Raw genomic sequence first — 17935 nt, 5'->3', positions numbered from 1 at the left:
ATGCAAGCGCAGATTCGCCGATGCGCGTCGCTATTCCAGCATTTTCCCGACATCGACGATGTCCACGCCCTGCATCTGTCCCAGCCACTGATCGAACCACGGCTTGTGCGACACCCCGACCACCGACAGCACGCGCGCGCCGGGCCGTTCGCGGAAGGTCTGGTGGATGTTGGCGACCATGCGCAGGTTGCGGATTTCCCAGCCGTTGACCCAGATCTGCGGGTAATGACGATCGGACTTCGCACGCATGGTGGCGCCGGCGTTCACGTCGGCGCGGATCCACAGCTGCTCCGGCTGGTTGATGAAGCGGTACAGCGGCAGCAGATCCGGCGCCGCCGACAGCGATTTCTCCTGTTGCTCGCTCTGGTTGAGTTCGCTGCGCCCGGATTTCCACGCCGCCATCACGGACTGGCCGAAGGCTTCAGTCTCCGCCTCGGGCACCTGGATGTTGTCGCCGGTGTGATCGTCCACCGCATGCACGCGTGGCAGGCCCAGCCGTGCGGCCAGGCGCGCGGCGATCTGGTAGTTCTCGTTGTTGCGCGCGGCGATTTCGCCCAGCATCGCCACCAGCGTTTCGTCGAGGCCGTCGCCGGCATGGCGTTCGGCTTCCGGCAGCTGCAGCCACTGCGTGTACGCGGACGCGCGATCATTGGCGGCCAGGAACAACGCGGCCAGTGCGCGCCGTTGCGCCGGAGTCGGCCGCGCCGGCCATGCGGCCAGGGCTTTCTGCACGCCGGCGATGGCGGCGGGTACGTCCAGGCCGGTGGCGGCCCGGGCCTTGGTGGTGTCGGGACAGTAATCCGCGCCATAGATCGTGGGATGTCGCGCAGCCAGATCGCACTGCTCCCCGCTGATGGCCTCGATGGTGATGATCTCGGGCCGGAACGCGGCCAGGCGATCCAGCATCGGATCCAGTGAGCGCGGATCGAATTCCTTGGGCAACTGGCTCAGGTGGACCGAACCCAACACCAGCACCTGCGTGCGCGGCCCGCTCATGTCCTTGTCCAGCGTGGTCAGATCGAACTTTGTCTGTGCATGCGCGGCGGGGATCGCCAAGAGGCAGGCGGCCACTATCCCGAGGCATCGATTCATGCGGTTCCCCTCCTTCCCGGATTCGAGAACCGCATTATTGGCGAACCCTGCCCTGCGCTGGCGTAGCGAAGGGCAGGGTGCCTTATGGCATGCCGTGGACGCTGGCAGTCAGCTCACCAGTTCCAGCGCACGCCCACTTTTCCATCCCACGCTTCGAAGCTGCGGCTGAAGCCATGCTGGTAGCCGACATTGGCGTACAGCGACGTCGCTGCACCCCATTGCCAGGTCATGCCGGCGTTCAACTGCCACCACGAACCGCTGATGTCGGCTGCAAACGGAATGTAGCCGGCGGCGGAGGAAAACTCGGTGACCGGCCGGCCGCGGAACTCATGCCACAGGTTCACCCGCAACCAACCGGTGAACAGGCGTGGTATGCCCTCGTTGGTCGGCTCGAGCTTGCGCGAATCGGCCCAGCGCAATCCCAGCCGGCCCGCCAGCGATTCCATTTCGCGGAAACGCACATCGGCGTAGGCGTCGGCGTCCTGGTCCTTGTCCGCGTGCTGGTAGATCAGTTGCAGTTGCGGTTCGATGATGCGATCCGGATCTTCGTCGCTGTAGTGCCAGGGGTAGCCGGTTTCCGCCGACATCGCCCAGCCGAAGCCGCGCCGCTCCAGCGTCTGCCCATTGGACGAGCGCGCGGTTCCCTTGGCCCAGGTGCCCTGCCAGACCAGATCCAGGTAGTCACCCTGATCGCCGTAGCGCGTCCAGTACAGACCCACGGAAGGCCCTTCGACTTCGTTGCGACCGGCGTAGCTGCCATCGTAGTGATGCACCGAGGTGCGGATGCGGCCATCGCCCACGTAGAAGCCGGCATGGTCACGCACGTTGTCCTCGTCCGCGTCTTCCTTCGCGTACACGTCCATGCCCACCTGCAGCGCGACGATGCTGTAGTCGTACTTGGGACCTTCGCCATAGATGCCGCGTCGACTGCCGCGCACATCGCCATCCTCGCCTATCACGCGAATCCAGGCGCCGTTGAAACTGTTCCTGCCGCGCAGGTCGGAACGCGCGCGCAGCTGCTCCTGCTCGCCCACGCGCTCGTGCAGGTTGCCCAGCGTCGCCCAGCCGTAGCGCAGGCCCATCGCCGGCAGCGCCGTATACAACGACACCTCGTCGCGGTACTCGGGCGGCTCGGGCGCGGGATCCGGCGGCGGCAGCGGATCCGGCGGGTCCGGCGGCGGGGGATCCGGCGGCGGTGGCGGATCGGGTGGCGGCGGCGGCGGATCCGGTGGTGGGCCCGGCGGATCCGGATTCGGCGGCGGCGGGTCCGGCGGATCCGGCGGCGGATCCGGTGGCGGTGGATCGGGCGGATCCGGTGGCGCAGGACAGGGCGGCGTGGGCGCATTGGGCGCCGAGCAATCAATCGCCGATCGCAGGAACCAGAACTGCTCGGTGCCGGGCGAGGGCCCGCCCTGATGCAGGCGATAGACATACGGCCCGGCGAACACCGGCGCGGCCAGCGCGAACAGATCGGCCTGGGTGGCGCCACCGTTGATCACCTCGACCAACGGAATGCCGTTGGCCAGCGTCACCGCGCCCGGGCCGCCGGCATTGACCACGCGGATCAGGCTGCTGCCGGTGGCGGTTCCGCCATCGATGATCAGTTTGTCGGTAGGCGAATCGTCCGAGGCCAGGTAGGTATTCATCACCAGCAGGCTGCCCGCGGCGCCCACATACGACTGCGTGAACAGGTTCTTGTAGACATCGCCCTGCGGTGCGGTGAACTCGATGGTGCCCGCGTTGGAGACCAGTCCGGACACCGTCGACTCGATTGGCAGCGTCCACAGACTGCTGGCGTCCACCGCGACCTGGGTGACATTCCAGGCGCCGCCGGTCCAGTGCGAGTTGTCGTTCAAACTGATGTTGGCCTGCGCGCCGGTTTCGGCCTCAGCCAATCCTTCCAGCACGCTGTTGTTGGCGGTCAGATCGATCACCGTCGCTTCGCCATAGGCCGGATCGGCCACCGACGCGCCCAGCAGCCCCTGGCTGCCGCGCACGCTGGCCCCGCTCAGCGTGGCGGCCAGCGGCCCCACGCCGATGATCGCGAACTGATCACTGACCAGGCTGCCACCGTCCATGCTGAAGGTGTTCTGCATGCCCTTGGTCTGGTTGACCGAGTACAGGCCGTAGCTGCTGCCGCTGGCGATCACGTTCGAGTTGGTCAAGTGCACCTCGGTGGCGAAACTGGCGGGCTGGTTGGTGGCGTTGTTGACGTAACCGAACATGTACACCGCGGCCACGCCATCGGCCACGTCCACGACCGAATCCTCCGCGTTGATTTGCCCGTTCGCCGATGCGAACAGGCCGTAGCCATATTGGTTGCTCGTGCGTACGGTCACCTGGTTGTGCAGCAGGTTGATCTCGCTCAGGGCCGTGCCGTTCTGGCCGGCATACACGCCATAGCCTTCGCTGCTGTTGATGTTGATGGTGGTGTCGGTGCTGTTGATGGTGCCGCGCTGCGCCAGCAGGCCCGCGCGCTGCGAGGGTGCGCTGACGCTGGCGAACAACGGCCCGGTGATGAACGAGGAAGTCGGCCCCGGGCTGAAGTTGTAGGTCTGTGCGTTGCTGCTGGCGTTGATGTCGATGACGCTGTTGCCGCTCAGGTTGATGGTCGAGCCGGCCCGCGCCCACGCACCCAGCGCCGCGCCGACGCCGCCCATCTGCAAGCCGGACACCTCGGCCACGCCACCATTGACCGCAGTGACGCCCAGGCCCGCGCTGCGCCCGGCGGTGTTGTTGTTGAACTGCAGTTGCAGACCCTGCAGCGGCGCCGCCATCGTCGAACCATCCACGATCAGGCCCACCGAGCCGGTGCCGTTGAAGGCAATCCGCAGCGGCGCCGTGCTGCTCACCTGGCCGTTGTTGTACAGGTAGACACCGATGGCGCCCTGGCCATTCATCACCACCGGCAGATCACCGTTCACTTCGATGCGTGCAGCGGGCCCGTTGGCGGCCAGCGCCACGGCATTGGTGAAGTTGCCGGTGAACAGACGGTTGCCGCCGCCAATGGCGATGACGCCGCTGCCTTCGGCCGCAAAGCCGCTGCCGCTGCCGGCGCCCAGCGCGGGATCGTTGAAGATGCTGTCGCTGATCTCGATGCGCCCGGCCGATGCGCCCGCCGCACGCGCGTTGCCCGTGTTGGTCACCAGCGCGCCCGCTACGCGAATCAGGCTGCTGGCCGAATCGCTCAGCATCGCCGGCCCGGTGGTGCTGAGGATGTTGACGCCGTGATCCACGAGGATCGTTCCGCCGTTGGCGTACAACGCCGCACCGCGCTGCGTGCGCAGGGTGATCGGTCCTGGCGTCCCGGCCTGCATGTCGATGATCAGCGTTCCCCCGCTGACCTGCGTGGCCGGCGTGCTGGTGCCGGCGCTGACATCCACGCTGGTGCCACCCACCATCGTCACCTCACCCGAGCTCACCTGCACCGTGCTGGTGAGTGATCCCGGCCCCACCTGCTGCGCGTGACCTTGCGTGGCGAGCCCCGACACACCCAATGCAACGGCCCAGGCCAACGGTTGCTTCTGTACGTGCATGGCGCTCATCCATCCAGGGATTGCGCCCGTTGTACCGGCTCAGATTGCCGGCACAACCGTGCAGGTACGTAGAACGAGCCAGTATTTCTACTGGCGGATCAGCGCAAGCGCCTCTGTGGCGAATGATCTGACAGACGGCAACGCGAAACCGGTGCGAACCGCCGTGCGAGCGAAGCCGATCGCTGTCTGCTACGGCGCCGCGGCTTCCATCTCCCAGCGCGCATATTTCTGTGCCGGCTGCACCACCACCTGGCCACCGCGGTTCTGCTCGCGGCGCATCTCGAACACATCGCCCTCGGCCAGGCTGATCCGGTACGGGAGCTTCAGCAGTCCCTTGCCGATGTAGTGGATGTTGCCGTCGGCATCGATCCTGCCGTCCCAATCCTTGCCGCCCAGATATTTGGTGTGCATCTGGATGCCGCCGGGCTCGCCGGTCGGGGTGATGGTGTTGCTGTAACGCACCTTGCCGCTCGCGTCTTCCCAATCTTCCAGCAGCACCTTGCCCGGATCCTGCCAGCGCCAGACGATGCGATAGCGGCCTTCCGGCGCCTGCGTGCGGCGTCCGACCAGGCGGGTATACAAGCCCCACACGGCGGGATCGCCGGTGAACACCGCAGGCTTGGCTTCGGCACTCGTCGCTGCGGGCGCGGGCACTGCCGTGATTGCGGCAGTGGCACTGCTCGCAGTCAGCGCATCCGTCGCAGCGGCGGCAGGTTCATCGTCGTACACCAACTCGATGCGCGGCACCTGGCCTTCCACCAGCACCGTGTACGGCACGTCGGTCCTGGCGCTGCTGATGCCGATCAGATAGATGCCGTCTTCCTCCAGCGTGTGCTGCAGGATGCCGCCGTAGTTGTCCTGCTGGGCCGCCAGTTCCTTGCCATCGGCGTCGTACAACACCACGGCCGCGAGCCCCTCGACCACCAGATACACCTTGAGCCGCGTACCCATGGCGCCGGCAAACGCGTAGAAGCTGCCGCCATCGCCGACGGCCTTGCCGCTGGTCACCTGGCCCATCTCGATGCGCTGCGGCGTCTGCGCGATAGCGCTGGCCGAAGCCAGCACCGCCGCCAGCACCAACAGCTTGCGAAGGAGCGCGCGCATCACTGCATCCTCCCGCGGCGACGATCGCGTTCCCGGACCTTCTGCAGGTCCGCTTCCAACTGCGCATCGCGGCGCGCGTTCTCCGCCATCACCTTGGCCATCGCGGCGGAGCGGCGACGCTGTTCTTCCATCGCCCGCGCTTCCATGACCTCGGGTGGCACGGTCAGCGGCTCGGCTTCCTCGATGATCAGCGAGTCGGTGACCGGGTACTCGACCACCGGCTCCGACGGAATCGGTGGATCATTCCACGCCACCTCCATGCCACCTTGCTTGACCTGGTAGTCATGCGACTCCTGCACGCCTTTCAGGTTGGTGCCCCGGTAGCAGCCGGTGCGCATGCTGCTGGAGTCCGCCAGCAGATGCGAGGCGAAATCGGCGTAGGCAAACCCCGTGGCCCGCTCGTCCAGCGCCACCGAGGTCTGCATGATCGGCGTGTAGGCGTAACCGCCACCGCCGTACGCGTTTTCCAGATAGCAGTAGTAGTAGTACGTATCGGCCATGGCCGGCGCACTCACCCACAGGCAAGCCCCCGCCACCGCCATGGCGCAGCCGCGCGAAAGTTTCATCGAAATCCCCTGTTTCCCCGCCGCCACTATAAGCCAATGAAACAGGGGTCAGAGTCCCTTGTTCCGGCAAAAACCGGCCACGGGCGCTGCCGACGGACCGCTGTCGATTTCCGGCCTTCCGGTTCGTCGTAGCAGGAAACCCGAAGATCCCGGCCTTCCGGCCCGGCGGGACACAGGAGATCCCCATGCGCAAGTTGCTATTGACCATGTCGATGTCGCTGGACGGCTTTGTCTGCGGCCGCGATGGCGACACCCGCTGGATTTTCAGCGGTGACCAGGAAGCGATTGCCTGGAAGCTGGAAGTGTTCAAGCGCGCCGGGCTGATCATCATGGGCAAGCGTTCGTTCCAGGCGATGGCGCCGTTCTGGCCCACGGCCGACAACGTGTTCGCGCCGGAGATGAACCGGATCCCGAAAGCCGTGTTCTCGAAGGAAGGGCCCGCCGTATTGGAGGGCGCGGCCAAAGCCATCCAGGACGCGCGCGCCAGCAAAGGCGACGCCCAAGCGCTGCACCCCGGCGCCGACAGCTGGGCGCAAGCGCACGTAGCCACCGGCGACCTGGCCGAGGAAATCCATCAGCTGAAGTCGCAGGACGGCGCACCCATCCTCGCCATCGGCGGCGCCGCCTTTGCGCGCAGCCTGATTGCCGCCAACCTGGTCGACGAGTTCGTGCTGATGGTCCACCCCATCGCCCTGGGCGGTGGCGAACCGATCTTCTCCGACCTGGTCACGTCGCGGCCGCTGGAACTGATCAGCTCCACCGCCTTCCCGCTGGGTTCGATCGCGCAGGTGTATCGGCCGGCGACCGCCTAGCGCACTGCGCTACGCAAACCCCGAATCCGCCACCACCTCATCCTCGTATTCCACGAAGCGCTGCAGATCGAACGTATCCATCCGCAGCCGCCGCGCCGCCGCCGAATACGCCATGGTCGCCAACACCCGCTGCGGGTCGCGCGCCCACGGCGGGATGTAGCGCGAGGGCGCGATCAGCCCGGTTTCGCGATACGGCGCCAGGGTGATCACATCGGCGGTGGTCAGCCGGCCGGCAAACAACATCGGCAGCAGTTCGGGCCGGCCCTCCTGCAAGGTCTTCACCACGAAGGCGTGCACCACCATCACCCCGTCCAGATACGCACCATCCTTGGTGAAGCACACGCGCCCGCGCACATCGCCGCCACGGAACAGGCGCGCGGCGCTGCGATAGCTTTCCACCTCGGTCTGCCCCGCCTCCAGGAAGCCACGGAACACCTCGATGAAGTCCGCCCCCGCCAGCGCCTTCTCCAGCCACACCACCCGCAATGCGATGCGCCGCAGCCGCGCCAGATCAATCGCGCCGGTGATGATTTCCGAGAACGTCGCCAGCCCTTCCTGCGTGCGCGTGGTGCGCGGCGCGCCCAGCCCCAGCGCCTTGAAGTAAGGCTGGTTGCGGCCATTGATGGCGGTGAGCGTATGCACGAAGGCCTCATGCTCGGCCAGCTGGTGCAGGTCACGCTCGGAGAACAGCGCGGTGGCGCGCAGGTTGATGCGCTTGCTGCAGGCGGTGGCCTTGGAGGCCAGGTTGGGATCCAGCACCACATCGACCCGATCACGATCGAAGATCGGCGTGATATGCGCGCGCAGCCGCTCGGCGAAGACGTCGGCGGGGATGTTGGCCTCGGTCATTTCCAGCGTGCCGCGCCCCATCACGTCGTCGGTGATTTGCAGCATCTCGCGCGCGCTGTCGGCGCTGGTCAGCTCCTGGCTGCGGTAGGCCACGTCGGGTCGCCCGTACAGCAGCATCGAGCAGCGGGTGAACTCGGGCGTGCCGGCGCCGGCCAGCATCCGCGCCGCCACGAGGTAACTCCACGCCGTCTTGTACAACCAGTGGCCGATGGGATGGCCGGTGTCGATCTCCCGCATCAACGCCTGCAGGCCGTCTTCGCATTCGGGAAAGGTCTTGACCGTGGTCGGCGGCGTCGGCAACTCCGGCGCGCCGCGTCGCCACGAGGCGAGGAAGCGATCCTCCATCTCCGCCGGCCACTCGATGCTCTTGAGCACGGTGATCTTCTTGCCCAGTGACACCAGCGCGCGATCCCAGGCTTGCAGGCGCGCGAGCGACTCGGGCGGTTCCGACGTAACGGCGGGGGCGGGGTGCGCAGCCATGGCGGAGATCCTCGAAGGGGTGGCGAAGCGGCCTGCCTGCGCACCTTAGATCCGGCGTGTGCCCATCCGGCGCCGCTGGTCGGGAAAGCGCGCGCCCGCCCGCCCCCTAGTCCACGGCGGGGCGGGTCGGACCGCGGCCGGCCTGCAGCGACCGGCCGCCACCGCCGCACGCATCCAGCGAGTACGCCACATAGCGGTCATACAAAGTGGTGTGCAGGTTGTGCAGCGCCAGCTCGATCTGGAACGGCGTGCGTGGATTGAGGTCGAGCAGGCGGACGATATGGAAGCCGACCGGCTTGACCCCCTGCTTGTGCACGTAGATGGCGAACTCGCGATAGAACGGGTCGGCCAGTTCCGCATCGATGCGCGCCACCGTGTCCCGCTCGCTCGCCGACAACGCCGCACGCAAGGCCGGCTCGCGTTCGACCAGCAACCGCTGGAAGTAGCCATGCGTCTTGCGCCCGGGCAGACGGCGCGCAAGTTCCCAGATGGTGCGGTTGCGCTGGTTGTAATACTCGAAGCCGCCATGCTGGCGCAGCAGTGCAGCCGCCGATTCGCCGACGTCATACACCACGAAGTTCTCGGCCTGGTTGTTGAGATCATCCAGCGTGTCGCGATCCAGCACGTGGAAGATGAAACCCGGCAAGCCCATGAACGCCTGCCGCCCGCTGCGCGACGCCGCCACCGCACGCCCGTCGCGGGTGAACTCGCCCGCCTCCGACCCCAGCAGGATGCTGCGCGTGCGATGCAGGCGCAAGAAGGTGCCGATGACAATCTCGTCGGCGTCAAAGGCCACATCAAATCCCTCGCGCCCGTACAACTCCGCCTGCGTCGCGTACTGCGCCACCTGCCGTCCCACGCCGCATTCGCTGCGCACCTGCCCGGCGTAGAACGCCTGGATGGCGCGGTAGTTGCCCGCACGCGGCTGGTAGCCGCGGCCGAAGGAGGCAATCGGCTCCCAGCCATCGCGCGCCGAACCGCTCGGGCCGAAGCCTATCCAGCCCACCTGCAGCGCCGAGAAGCGATAGCCCGCGTTGGCGCTCAGCTGGTCCACCGCCCGCCGCGTCGCCGTGCCCAGCTGGAAACCGTAGGCGCAGTGCGTGGCCGGATGAGCGAGCAGATCACGCTCCAGACGCGCGAGTGAGACCGCATCCATCCCGGCAGGCACGCGCACCACCAGATCGCCCGCTGCCTGCGCCGCGGAAAGATCGCTACGGTCGCAAGGCGTCCCCGGCTCGATCCGCACCTGCGCCACATCCGCCACCACAAAGCGCCAGCCCAGCGCTTCCAGCAAGCCGCGCGTGCAATCCGGCGCGTCCTGCGCCACCGTCGACGCCGAACCCGCCAGCCACGCCACCGCGATCACCGCAGCGCGAAGAGTCACACCCCAGCGCGTGGAAGAGTAGGGGAACACCTTTGAGAGACGGCAACAGGAGAAAGGCCAGCGTACTCCCCGCCCCCGTGATGCAGGCGTCCACCCGCGCCCCGTTCGTCGTCACTCACGCCACGGCATGGCCCGCCGGCGGCTGGATCGCCGGCGCGTGCTCCGCCAGCACCTCCACCATCCAGTCGATGAACACCCGCAGCTTGCGGCTCACATGCCGGCTGGGCGGAAACGCCACATACAACGGCATCGCCTGCAACTGCCAGTCCTCGAACAAGGGCACCAGCTCGCCGCGCGCCAGCGGCGTGCGCGCCATGTACTGCGGCAACCACATCACCCCCATGCCGGCGATGCCCGCCGCCAGATAGGCATTGCCGTCATCCACCGACAGCACATGCCGGCCCTGCAGGCTCAGCTGCTCGTCACCGCGCTGCATCACATGCGCCAGCGGCCGGCCGCTGCGCGATCCGCGATAGCCGATGATGCGGTGATGGCTGTCTTCCAGCGCCTGCGGATGTTCCGGCGTGCCATTGCGCGCCAGGTAATCCGGCGCGGCGTACACGCCCAGCGGCAGATCCGCCACATGCCGCGCGCGCAGCGAGGTTTCGCTGAGCTCGCCACCGCGCACCACGCAGTCCACGTTCTCGTCGATCAAATCCACCTTGCGATCACTCACGCCCAGGTCCAGCTGCAGATCCGGATAGCGCGCATGGAAGCCGGGCAGGGCCGGCACCACCACCAGGCTCGCCAGCGGCGTGGGCACATCCACCCGCAAGCGTCCGCGCGGGGTGTCGGACGCGGCCGACAGGCTGGTTTCGGCATCGTCCAGATCCGCCAGCAGCCGCACCGCGCGTTCGTAGTAGGCCGCGCCATCGGCGGTCACGTTGACCTTGCGGGTGGTGCGGTGGAGCAACTCCACGCGCAGATGGGTTTCCAGTTGCTTCACCAACTGCGTCACCCGCGTCTTGCTGGCCTGCAGCGTTTCGGCGGCCTTGGTGAAGCTGCCGGTTTCCACCACGCGGACAAAGGCCTGCATCGCGTCGATACGGTCCATGGAGGTTCCAGAGGGGAGCGGGGGATTGTTTGGATTCTACAAACAGTGCTTGCGCGTTCGAGCGGTTTATCCGCCTGCCGCCGCGGCCTAGAGTGATCGCATGCACCGGGACCGCGTGTCCCATCCCCCACGGCAAGCCCAACAGGAGAACCCCCATGGCCAAGCGCGACGCAGTCTTCCCCGCCGGTCGTCACGAGCTCTACCAGAACCACACCTACTCCGCCGCTATCCGCTCCGGCGATCTGCTGTTTGTCTCCGGCCAGGTCGGCAGCCGCAGCGACGGTTCGCCCGAGCCGGACTTCGAGAAGCAGGTGCGCCTGGCCTTCGCCAATCTGCAAGCCACGCTCAAAGCCGGCGGCGCCGGACTGGATGACATCGTCGATGTCACCAGCTTCCACACCGATCCGGAGCACCAGTTCGCCACCATCATGGCGGTGAAGGGCGAAGTGTTTCCCGAAGCGCCGTATCCCAACTGGACCGCGATTGGCGTGACCTGGCTGGCCGGGTTTGATTTCGAGATCAAGGTGATTGCGCGGATACCGGGCTGAGGCCGGCGATCAGCGGCGCGTGACCTCGCGCGGGTATTCCAGCTGCATGGCCACCACGTCGGCCGTGGGCTCGCCGTAACGGGCGGCGATGGCGGTCAGCGTGTGATCCAGCACCCGCGCGGGCGCCTGCCTGGCGAAGCTGGTCACCCGTCGGTCGACCGGCCATTCGCCCGCCACTCCATCGGGAATCACCTGCACCCCGTTCCAGGTGTCCACCGCCGCCGACGAGAAGGCGAAGCTCGACACCCGCGACCGGTAGGTGCGCGACCACGCATCGGCCGCCAGCGCCAGCGACACCTCGTCCATGCCGAGCTGCAACAAAATCCCCAGTTCTTCGCGCTGCCAGAAGGCCAGCGTATTGGCCAGCACGGTGCTGGCAAACGGGCGGGTGAACTGGAAGCGGCCGCTGTCATGGCCCGCGTCCCAGCGCACCATGCCGAGTTGCGCGGCCACTGCTTGCGCCTTGTCACGCCCGGCAATGGCCTGCACCAGCGTCAGCATCATCGGCAGCGAGGCGCTGATGCCGGTGGTGGTGGCGACGCCGTGGTCGACCACGATGCGCCGGTTGGCGACGTAGTGAATTGAAGGATTGCGCTGCAGCAGCTGCTCGCGGTAGTACCAGTGCGTGGTGGCGCGCTTGCCATCGAGCAGGCCCGCCGCCGCCACCACCTTGGCGCCGGCGCAGACGCCGATGATGATCGCGCCCTTGTCGGCCTGCGCGCGCAGCCACGCCAGCACGGCGGGATCGTCATCGCGGCTCATGGCCGGCACGATCACGTAATCCGCGCCGTCCGGATGGCGCGTATCAAACGCCGCGACCGTGGCATCGGGCTGCACGGTCAGCGCAGGGAACAGCCGCACCGGCCCGGGCGCGCTGGCCAGCATCCGCACATCGGCCACGTCCGCGCGCCGCAGGATGCCGGTGGGCACCAGATAGTCCGTGGTCTCGGTGGCGTCGTTGATGCCCACCACCGCCACCAGCGGGCGCGCACGCTTGGGCGGCTTGAGAGCGGCCAGGAGGGCGTCGGTTTCGGCCTGCGCGAGGGTGGGCGGGTTCGCCAGCGCAACCGGCGTGGGCAGGTGCAGCAGCCACAGCCCGAATCCCGCCAGCGCCAGCGCGAACAACCCCGCGCCCCCCAGCCACAGATGCCGCACGCGCATGGTCAACGAGTTCCGTCAGCGAAAGAGTGCACGCTAACAACGTGCCTTGGCAGCGGCAATGACATTAGTTGTTCTGGCCGGCGAGATGCGGTGATGCAAGGCGGGTTCGACAACGGTGCGTGCGGGCCCGACAATCCGCCCCTCCGAGCTGCCCTGCGGCTCACCTCGATGAAAGTATCGGGTCATCCATCCGGAGTTCGCGTGCAGATACGACCCGCCACCCCGGCAGACCTTGCCGCCATGTGGGACATCTTCCAGTCCGTCATCGTCAGCGGCGATGCGTTGCCGTTTGCCGAATCGCTGGACCACGTCACCTTCCGCAGCCACTGGTTCGGCACGCATACGGCGTACGTGGCGGTGGACGACGCGCGCGTGCTGGGCATGTACAAGCTGGGGCCCAACTATCCGGATCGCGGCGCGCATATCGCCAGCGCCACGTATCTGGTCGGCGCCGCCGCACAAGGCCAGGGCATTGGCCGCGCCATGGTGGAGCACAGCATTGCGCTGGCCGAGCAGGCGGGCTACGTGGCCATGCAGTTCAACTACGTGGTCAGCAGCAATGCGCCGGCGGTCAAGTTGTATGAAAAGTTGGGGTTCTCGATTGTGGGTACGCTGCCGAAGGCATTCCGGCATCAGCAGCGGGGGCTGGTGGATGTGTATGTGATGTATCGGCCGCTGGGGGAGAGCGGGTGAAGAAGAGAGCGAACTTGCAGCAAGACGAAACAAGCGCGCACATCAACTACGGCGACATCTTCTGGGTGGCGGCGGACGAGCAGATGGGTTCCCTCTCCGGCTCGCCGCATCCGCAGGTGGTGGTGCAGGATGATGTCTTCAATCATTCCCGCATCGGCACCGTGGTGGTCTGTTCGCTGAGTTCCAACCTCAAGCGGGCGTCGGAGCCGGGGGTGATTCTGCTGGAGGCAGGCGAGGGCGGATTGGAGCGGCAAAGCGTGGTCATCGCCTCGCAGGTGTCGAGCATCGCCAAAGAGCGCCTGGGCGAGCGCATCGGCTCGCTCTCCCGCCAGCGGGCCGACCAGGTCGTTGCCGCGTTGCGATTTCTACAGGCATCCCACTTCCGCGGCCGTTGACCCGCGGCCCGGGCACCGGGCCGCCCGCCAGGCAAAGAGCTCCGGGTGCAAGGCACTTTGGCCGGCGCACAAGGCAAAACGGGCGGCGCGCGAAGCAAAAAGCCTTGCGCGCGGAGCTTTTTGCTTCGGCTGCAAGGCTCGGAGCCTTGCGCGTGATGCCCGGTAGCCCGGCGCGCGAAGCAAAAAGCATCGCCGACGGAGCTCGGAACTCCGCTCGCCAGGCCTTTTGCCCGGTACGCGAGGCAAAAAGCCTTGCCGATGCAGTCATTTGCCTTGTGCCAACAAAAACCCCGGCCAGGCCGGGGTCGGGTGCGCCTACTTGGCGGTGATGACCAGCCTTCCGTGGCTTATCTCCACGCGCACCTGGTGCCGGCGGTGGAACCCGGCCTCCGCCAGCCATTGCCCCTTGAGGCGGATGTAGGGCACGGAGACATAGGGGCGGCTGTCCTCGCAGCTCATGAACTCCCGGCTGCGCAGCTGGTCGTCGCGGTCGGGCGGCTGGTAGCCCGAGGTGCTGATGGTGAGGGTGCGTTCTTGTTTGCGTGGGCGTGATTTAGGATTGGCGTTAGCCATTGGCAGCTCCTTGAGTTAGCTGTTGGTGGTTAGCGGGCCGTGGGTGTTGGTAGCACCTGCGGCCCGCGCGTTTTTTATTTTGCCGAGCGAAGTCAAGGTGAAGGCTCAACTGGCCAATCAACATTAGCCCTTCGAGCGGTCAAGCGCTGTCAGAAAACCCCGCTACCGCGCCTACGTAACTTCTGAGCTATCTGTAGGAAATGCAGCTTGGACTCGCAAAGTCGCTCTCCGATCCCCCACGTAGCTTCGCTACGCAAGTTCAACCAACGATACGTTAGTGCTGACATTCCCCGTAAGCTGATACGCGCGAAGAAGAGTCTCCTCGTCTTGAACCTTCATGAACTTCTGAATTACATGTCGAGTCGTAGTCCAGCTCGCGGTGGTCAGGACAAGCCGCGTACGCTGAGTTGAGTCTCGACCGGAAAGCACGAACGATCGAAGAGTATCCAGTACGGCAACTCGGTTTACGTCGTCGAGGTGAGCCAATGGCTCGTCCAAAAAGAAGCTGCCTCCCATAGCAAATGCTCGCACCAGAAAGAATGCAAGGGCTAGGTCTTGGCGCTGGCCCGTGCTAAACAATTCCGGTTGAAGCGAGAATCGCCCAAGCAAGCCCTCCAACTCGAATGAGGGGCCCACAGACACCGAATCGAAAACTCTGTTCACCTGCATTCGTTGAAAGAGCTGGCTGACCGACGGGCCAACTGTGGCTACTAGCCTTTCTCGGTGATGTTCCGCCTGCTTCTCGACTTGACTGTGTACGCGATGTACTCGAATGAGTTCCGCGTCAAGGGATTCAATATCTTTTGCAAGTGCACCAGCAGCAATCGATGCCTTCTCCGCCTCCAATCCAAGAGCAGTTTTCCCTTGAATGTCTCCCGCTGCACGGAGATGTTCCAATGCAGCACGGACGTCCTTCTGGCGAAGAACTAGTTGATCGTCCACCTCCTTCAGATGGGCTGAAGTCGTAAGATTGAGCCCAAGGTGGCTTTGAAGAACTTGTAACTTCGAGCGCAGACTTTCATGAACTGCAACGCTCTCTCTTAATGATCTAAGTACGCCTTCCCGCTCCGATATAGAAGCACTGTCCTGCTCAATTGACGCACCAAGAGCTTCAAGCGAATGCTCGCTACGCAGAAGTTTAGAGTGAGCTGAAGCTGCCGCTATAGCAGCAATCTTTGCTGCGGAAGCAGGAGTTGTCGACTCCGGGATAGCCTTCCAGTCTGAGTGTGTGGAATACAGTTGGTCTACGACCGCTAGCTTCTCGGCTACCCTAAGATTCCTTTGAGCCTGTTGAATGGTCTCATGGCTAATGCTGGCAGCAGAATCAAGTCCAAATCTACGAGCAAGTGCATTCGCGTCGCTGATTCGTTTCAGGTGTATCTCGATTTCAGCGTCTGCCTTCTGAAGTTCCTCTCGACGGAATCGTTGTGAAGCGATTTCAGAGCGCAAGAGCTCTACATCCGATAGCAGTGACGCCTCTGAAACAAGCAGATGCGCTTCCGCGTGGGGCATTTGCTGAAGTGAATCTTGGAAAGCCTGTTCAAGCTGAGAGCGAGTGACCCAATCATGGCCGCATGACGGGCAGGATGTACCTTGCCCATCATGCTGATGCGCAAGCATAGCTATCCTGACAGCATCAGACCTGAGCGTACTCAAGGCGCGCCGAGTCGTCGCGCTTTCGGAGATAGAACGCTCCTTCGCGATAACCTCAGCCTGAAGTTGGTCTTCAGATCTCATCTCAACAAGCAACTTTTGAATCTCGTTAGAACGAAGTTGGAGATCTCGAAGGGTCGACGTGTCGTGCAGAAATTCCGACGGAGTGACCGCGAGGGCTTCAAGACGATTAGCGGCAACTTCGATGCTCGAGAACGAGGCAAGGCTGCTGGCTGCTAATCGAGCCTCATGAAGTGTTTCGGTGTCGCCACATACGGCGTTCAAATCTAGAAGTGCATCCCCAAGCTTCTTCAGGTCGGCTACTTCGGCAGCAAGCAGGTCATTCTGTCGAGAAGTCTCCACAGATTGCTCGTTGTCGCGCCGTAAGGAAGAACTCAGATCACGAATCTCGTCCTCCAGGCTTGAGATCTGCATCGAATGATCTGGTTTATCGAAAGTCGACAGTAACGTGAGTACGGACCGAAGTTCCGAAAGAGATTCCATGCGAACTCTTAGGTCCTCGAGTTCTCTGTTTGCCACGATTGTCAGACGCTCAAAGTCAGCGACATCTTGATCAGATCCAACGAGAAGCCTGCTCGCCTCCTTTACAAGGGCGTCAATGTCGGCCCTATCCTTCGAAAGCTTCAGGTACTGTTCTTCTAGCTCAATGAATCGAGACAGCTCAGATTCGAGTCTTGCCCGTCGTTCAAGAAGCTTCTTGCGATACAGGTCCATAACCTTCTGAGCATTCCGCTGGATCCTTGTCCCCGCCAGATCCGCCATGGCATCAGCTCTGGCGTCAGCATTCTCGCTATCGATAAGTCTGCCAAGCGCACCAACACCAAGCACATGATTGGATGAAAGATAGGCTTTAAGTTTCGGAATTCGAGAGATAGCCGAGAGTTCGGAAACGTCACAATCGGGCGCGAGACTCTGCAAGAATTCGGCTTCGCCTACCTGCGCACCGTTAGAAACTCTTGACGACCTGCCGGAATCAATTGCGCGCATGGCGCTAACCGGCTTCGAGCCAATGACGGCGCTGATAGCGACCTTGGTTGGCTCCAGGTTGCTTGCGACCTTGCATCGAGCTTCGCGAATATCGCCTCCGTAAAGCCAGTCTATAGACTCGATTAGCGATGTCTTCCCAGTGCCGTTTGGCGCGTAGATGAGCGTCAGTGGCGCAGTTAGATCGAGATCTAAGCTCGTTCGTATTCCGCCGAATGCTGCAACGCTAAGGTTATCAACTAGCACGGCCATTAGTTGGAATCCAAATTTGACGTGAATTTTGTGAAAGTTAACGATGGCCCCTCCGCGATGAGACTATCCAACCAGTTGGAGTCATCTGCCGCAAGTTGGAGGGTCTCTGAACGCTGCACGTTGGGCGGATCGGAAATGGGCAGAATCGGAAGGCGATTGAGGAGCTGGCTAGGGAACTCTGAGGTGCTCAACCAATACTTGCGTGACACGTTGCGTACAGTTCTCTCGTTTCTCAGAGCCCAGAGGGAAGCCGACTCAGCATCGTTAGCTACGAAGCACACATGAGCGTCTACGACGCCACCATCTTTCAGTTCTTCGCCGCGAATATCCTCCAGCACCTTCTTATCCACAATTCGAACTATCTCGGGCCAGTTGAGTTCCGTGTCCTGTTCGCAGAGAGCTATGTATAGCCGTACATAGCTTGAGCGATAGACCTTGGCCGCCACGCCGGGGAGAAGGTCGATCTGTGGCCCATGTTCGACGATGCCGACCTGCGACAGGAGTAATGTAAGGTCACGGGAAGTAGTCGTCACGGGATCAAACCTGCTGCAGTTAGTATTGAGATCCGAAGTTGAGCAATCGTATCCGGGTAGGTACCCGTATCAACTACGCTGCTAATTCTTAAACCCGTCGAGAAGGGGAGAGCGATGACGGTATTCGCGTGAGCGCGCGGTGCTGTCGAGTCAACTTGAGCGTCTTCCCTCGGCCCCGTCGTATCGAACTGTAAGGTCACATCATCTTGGTTAAGTGGTATCCCGTTCATGTCTTCTGCGAAGAC

General features: G+C 64.0%; 15 protein-coding genes. 4 read left to right on the top strand and 11 right to left on the bottom strand.

Annotation, left to right across the window (positions count from 1 at the left end):
* Window positions 1-30: 30 nt before the first annotated feature.
* The 4 genes from B5X78_RS07515 to B5X78_RS07500 all read right to left on the bottom strand — a co-directional run bounded on the left by B5X78_RS07515 (window position 31) and on the right by B5X78_RS07500 (window position 6298).
* Window positions 31-1092, bottom strand: coding sequence for a DUF5694 domain-containing protein (locus B5X78_RS07515; protein ID WP_079723801.1), 1062 nt, complete (start codon window positions 1090-1092; stop codon window positions 31-33).
* Between the two features lie 113 nt (window positions 1093-1205).
* Window positions 1206-4628: an autotransporter family protein gene (locus tag B5X78_RS07510; RefSeq protein WP_139381448.1), complete on the bottom strand. Its 3423-nt coding sequence runs from the start codon at window positions 4626-4628 to the stop codon at window positions 1206-1208.
* 189 nt (window positions 4629-4817) lie between these two features.
* Window positions 4818-5732 carry a hypothetical protein gene (locus B5X78_RS07505; protein WP_079723799.1) on the bottom strand — a complete coding sequence of 305 codons (915 nt, stop codon included), beginning with the start codon at window positions 5730-5732 and terminating at the stop codon, window positions 4818-4820.
* A complete protein-coding gene (locus B5X78_RS07500) occupies window positions 5732-6298 on the bottom strand; it encodes a hypothetical protein (protein WP_139381447.1) in 567 nt (188 codons plus the stop codon). Before B5X78_RS07500 ends, B5X78_RS07505 begins: the two co-directional genes overlap by 1 nt.
* A 185-nt stretch (window positions 6299-6483) precedes the next feature.
* On the opposite strand from B5X78_RS07500, the gene B5X78_RS07495 reads away from it, so the two are divergent.
* Complete coding sequence (locus B5X78_RS07495) at window positions 6484-7110, top strand: dihydrofolate reductase family protein (RefSeq protein WP_079723797.1); 627 nt, start codon at window positions 6484-6486, stop codon at window positions 7108-7110.
* A 9-nt stretch (window positions 7111-7119) separates the two neighbouring features.
* Here the strand turns inward: B5X78_RS07495 and B5X78_RS07490 are convergent, their stop codons facing one another.
* From B5X78_RS07490 to B5X78_RS07480, 3 genes are all read right to left on the bottom strand, one after another.
* Window positions 7120-8439, bottom strand: a complete 1320-nt coding sequence (locus B5X78_RS07490) for a tyrosine/phenylalanine carboxypeptidase domain-containing protein (protein ID WP_079723796.1) — start codon at window positions 8437-8439, stop codon at window positions 7120-7122.
* Between the two features lie 106 nt (window positions 8440-8545).
* A complete protein-coding gene (locus tag B5X78_RS07485; protein WP_139381446.1) occupies window positions 8546-9823 on the bottom strand; it encodes a hypothetical protein in 1278 nt (425 codons plus the stop codon).
* Between the two features lie 115 nt (window positions 9824-9938).
* Window positions 9939-10877 carry a LysR family transcriptional regulator gene (locus B5X78_RS07480; protein WP_079723794.1) on the bottom strand — a complete coding sequence of 313 codons (939 nt, stop codon included), beginning with the start codon at window positions 10875-10877 and terminating at the stop codon, window positions 9939-9941.
* A 155-nt stretch (window positions 10878-11032) separates the two neighbouring features.
* Between B5X78_RS07480 and B5X78_RS07475 the strand changes: the two genes are divergently transcribed.
* Entirely contained in the window at window positions 11033-11425 is a 393-nt protein-coding gene (locus B5X78_RS07475; RefSeq protein WP_079723793.1) for a RidA family protein, read from the top strand.
* A gap of 9 nt (window positions 11426-11434) precedes the next feature.
* On the opposite strand, the gene B5X78_RS07470 is transcribed toward B5X78_RS07475, so the two are convergent.
* On the bottom strand, window positions 11435-12586 hold the full coding sequence (locus B5X78_RS07470) for a DJ-1/PfpI family protein (RefSeq protein ID WP_079723792.1): 1152 nt from the start codon (window positions 12584-12586) through the stop codon (window positions 11435-11437).
* Between the two features lie 201 nt (window positions 12587-12787).
* Between B5X78_RS07470 and B5X78_RS07465 the strand changes: the two genes are divergently transcribed.
* Both B5X78_RS07465 and B5X78_RS07460 read left to right on the top strand, forming a co-directional pair.
* Complete coding sequence (locus B5X78_RS07465) at window positions 12788-13279, top strand: GNAT family N-acetyltransferase (protein WP_079723791.1); 492 nt, start codon at window positions 12788-12790, stop codon at window positions 13277-13279.
* Between the two features lie 14 nt (window positions 13280-13293).
* Entirely contained in the window at window positions 13294-13674 is a 381-nt protein-coding gene (locus B5X78_RS07460) for a type II toxin-antitoxin system PemK/MazF family toxin (protein ID WP_217698646.1), read from the top strand.
* A gap of 315 nt (window positions 13675-13989) precedes the next feature.
* Here the strand turns inward: B5X78_RS07460 and B5X78_RS07455 are convergent, their stop codons facing one another.
* The 3 genes from B5X78_RS07455 to B5X78_RS07445 form a co-directional block, all read right to left on the bottom strand.
* Window positions 13990-14247 carry a SymE family type I addiction module toxin gene (locus B5X78_RS07455; protein WP_079723790.1) on the bottom strand — a complete coding sequence of 86 codons (258 nt, stop codon included), beginning with the start codon at window positions 14245-14247 and terminating at the stop codon, window positions 13990-13992.
* 249 nt (window positions 14248-14496) lie between these two features.
* Complete coding sequence (locus tag B5X78_RS07450; RefSeq protein WP_079723789.1) at window positions 14497-17157, bottom strand: AAA family ATPase; 2661 nt, start codon at window positions 17155-17157, stop codon at window positions 14497-14499.
* Window positions 17157-17690, bottom strand: coding sequence for a hypothetical protein (locus B5X78_RS07445; RefSeq protein ID WP_079723788.1), 534 nt, complete (start codon window positions 17688-17690; stop codon window positions 17157-17159). The genes B5X78_RS07450 and B5X78_RS07445 overlap by 1 nt, the downstream gene beginning before the upstream one ends.
* Between the last annotated feature and the right edge of the window lie 245 nt (window positions 17691-17935).

The sequence above is a fragment of the Pseudoxanthomonas indica genome, assembly GCF_900167565.1.
GTDB lineage: Bacteria > Pseudomonadota > Gammaproteobacteria > Xanthomonadales > Xanthomonadaceae > Pseudoxanthomonas_A > Pseudoxanthomonas_A indica.
Note: the sequence above shows the minus strand (reverse complement) of the source record. Positions and strands in the feature narration are given on the sequence as shown.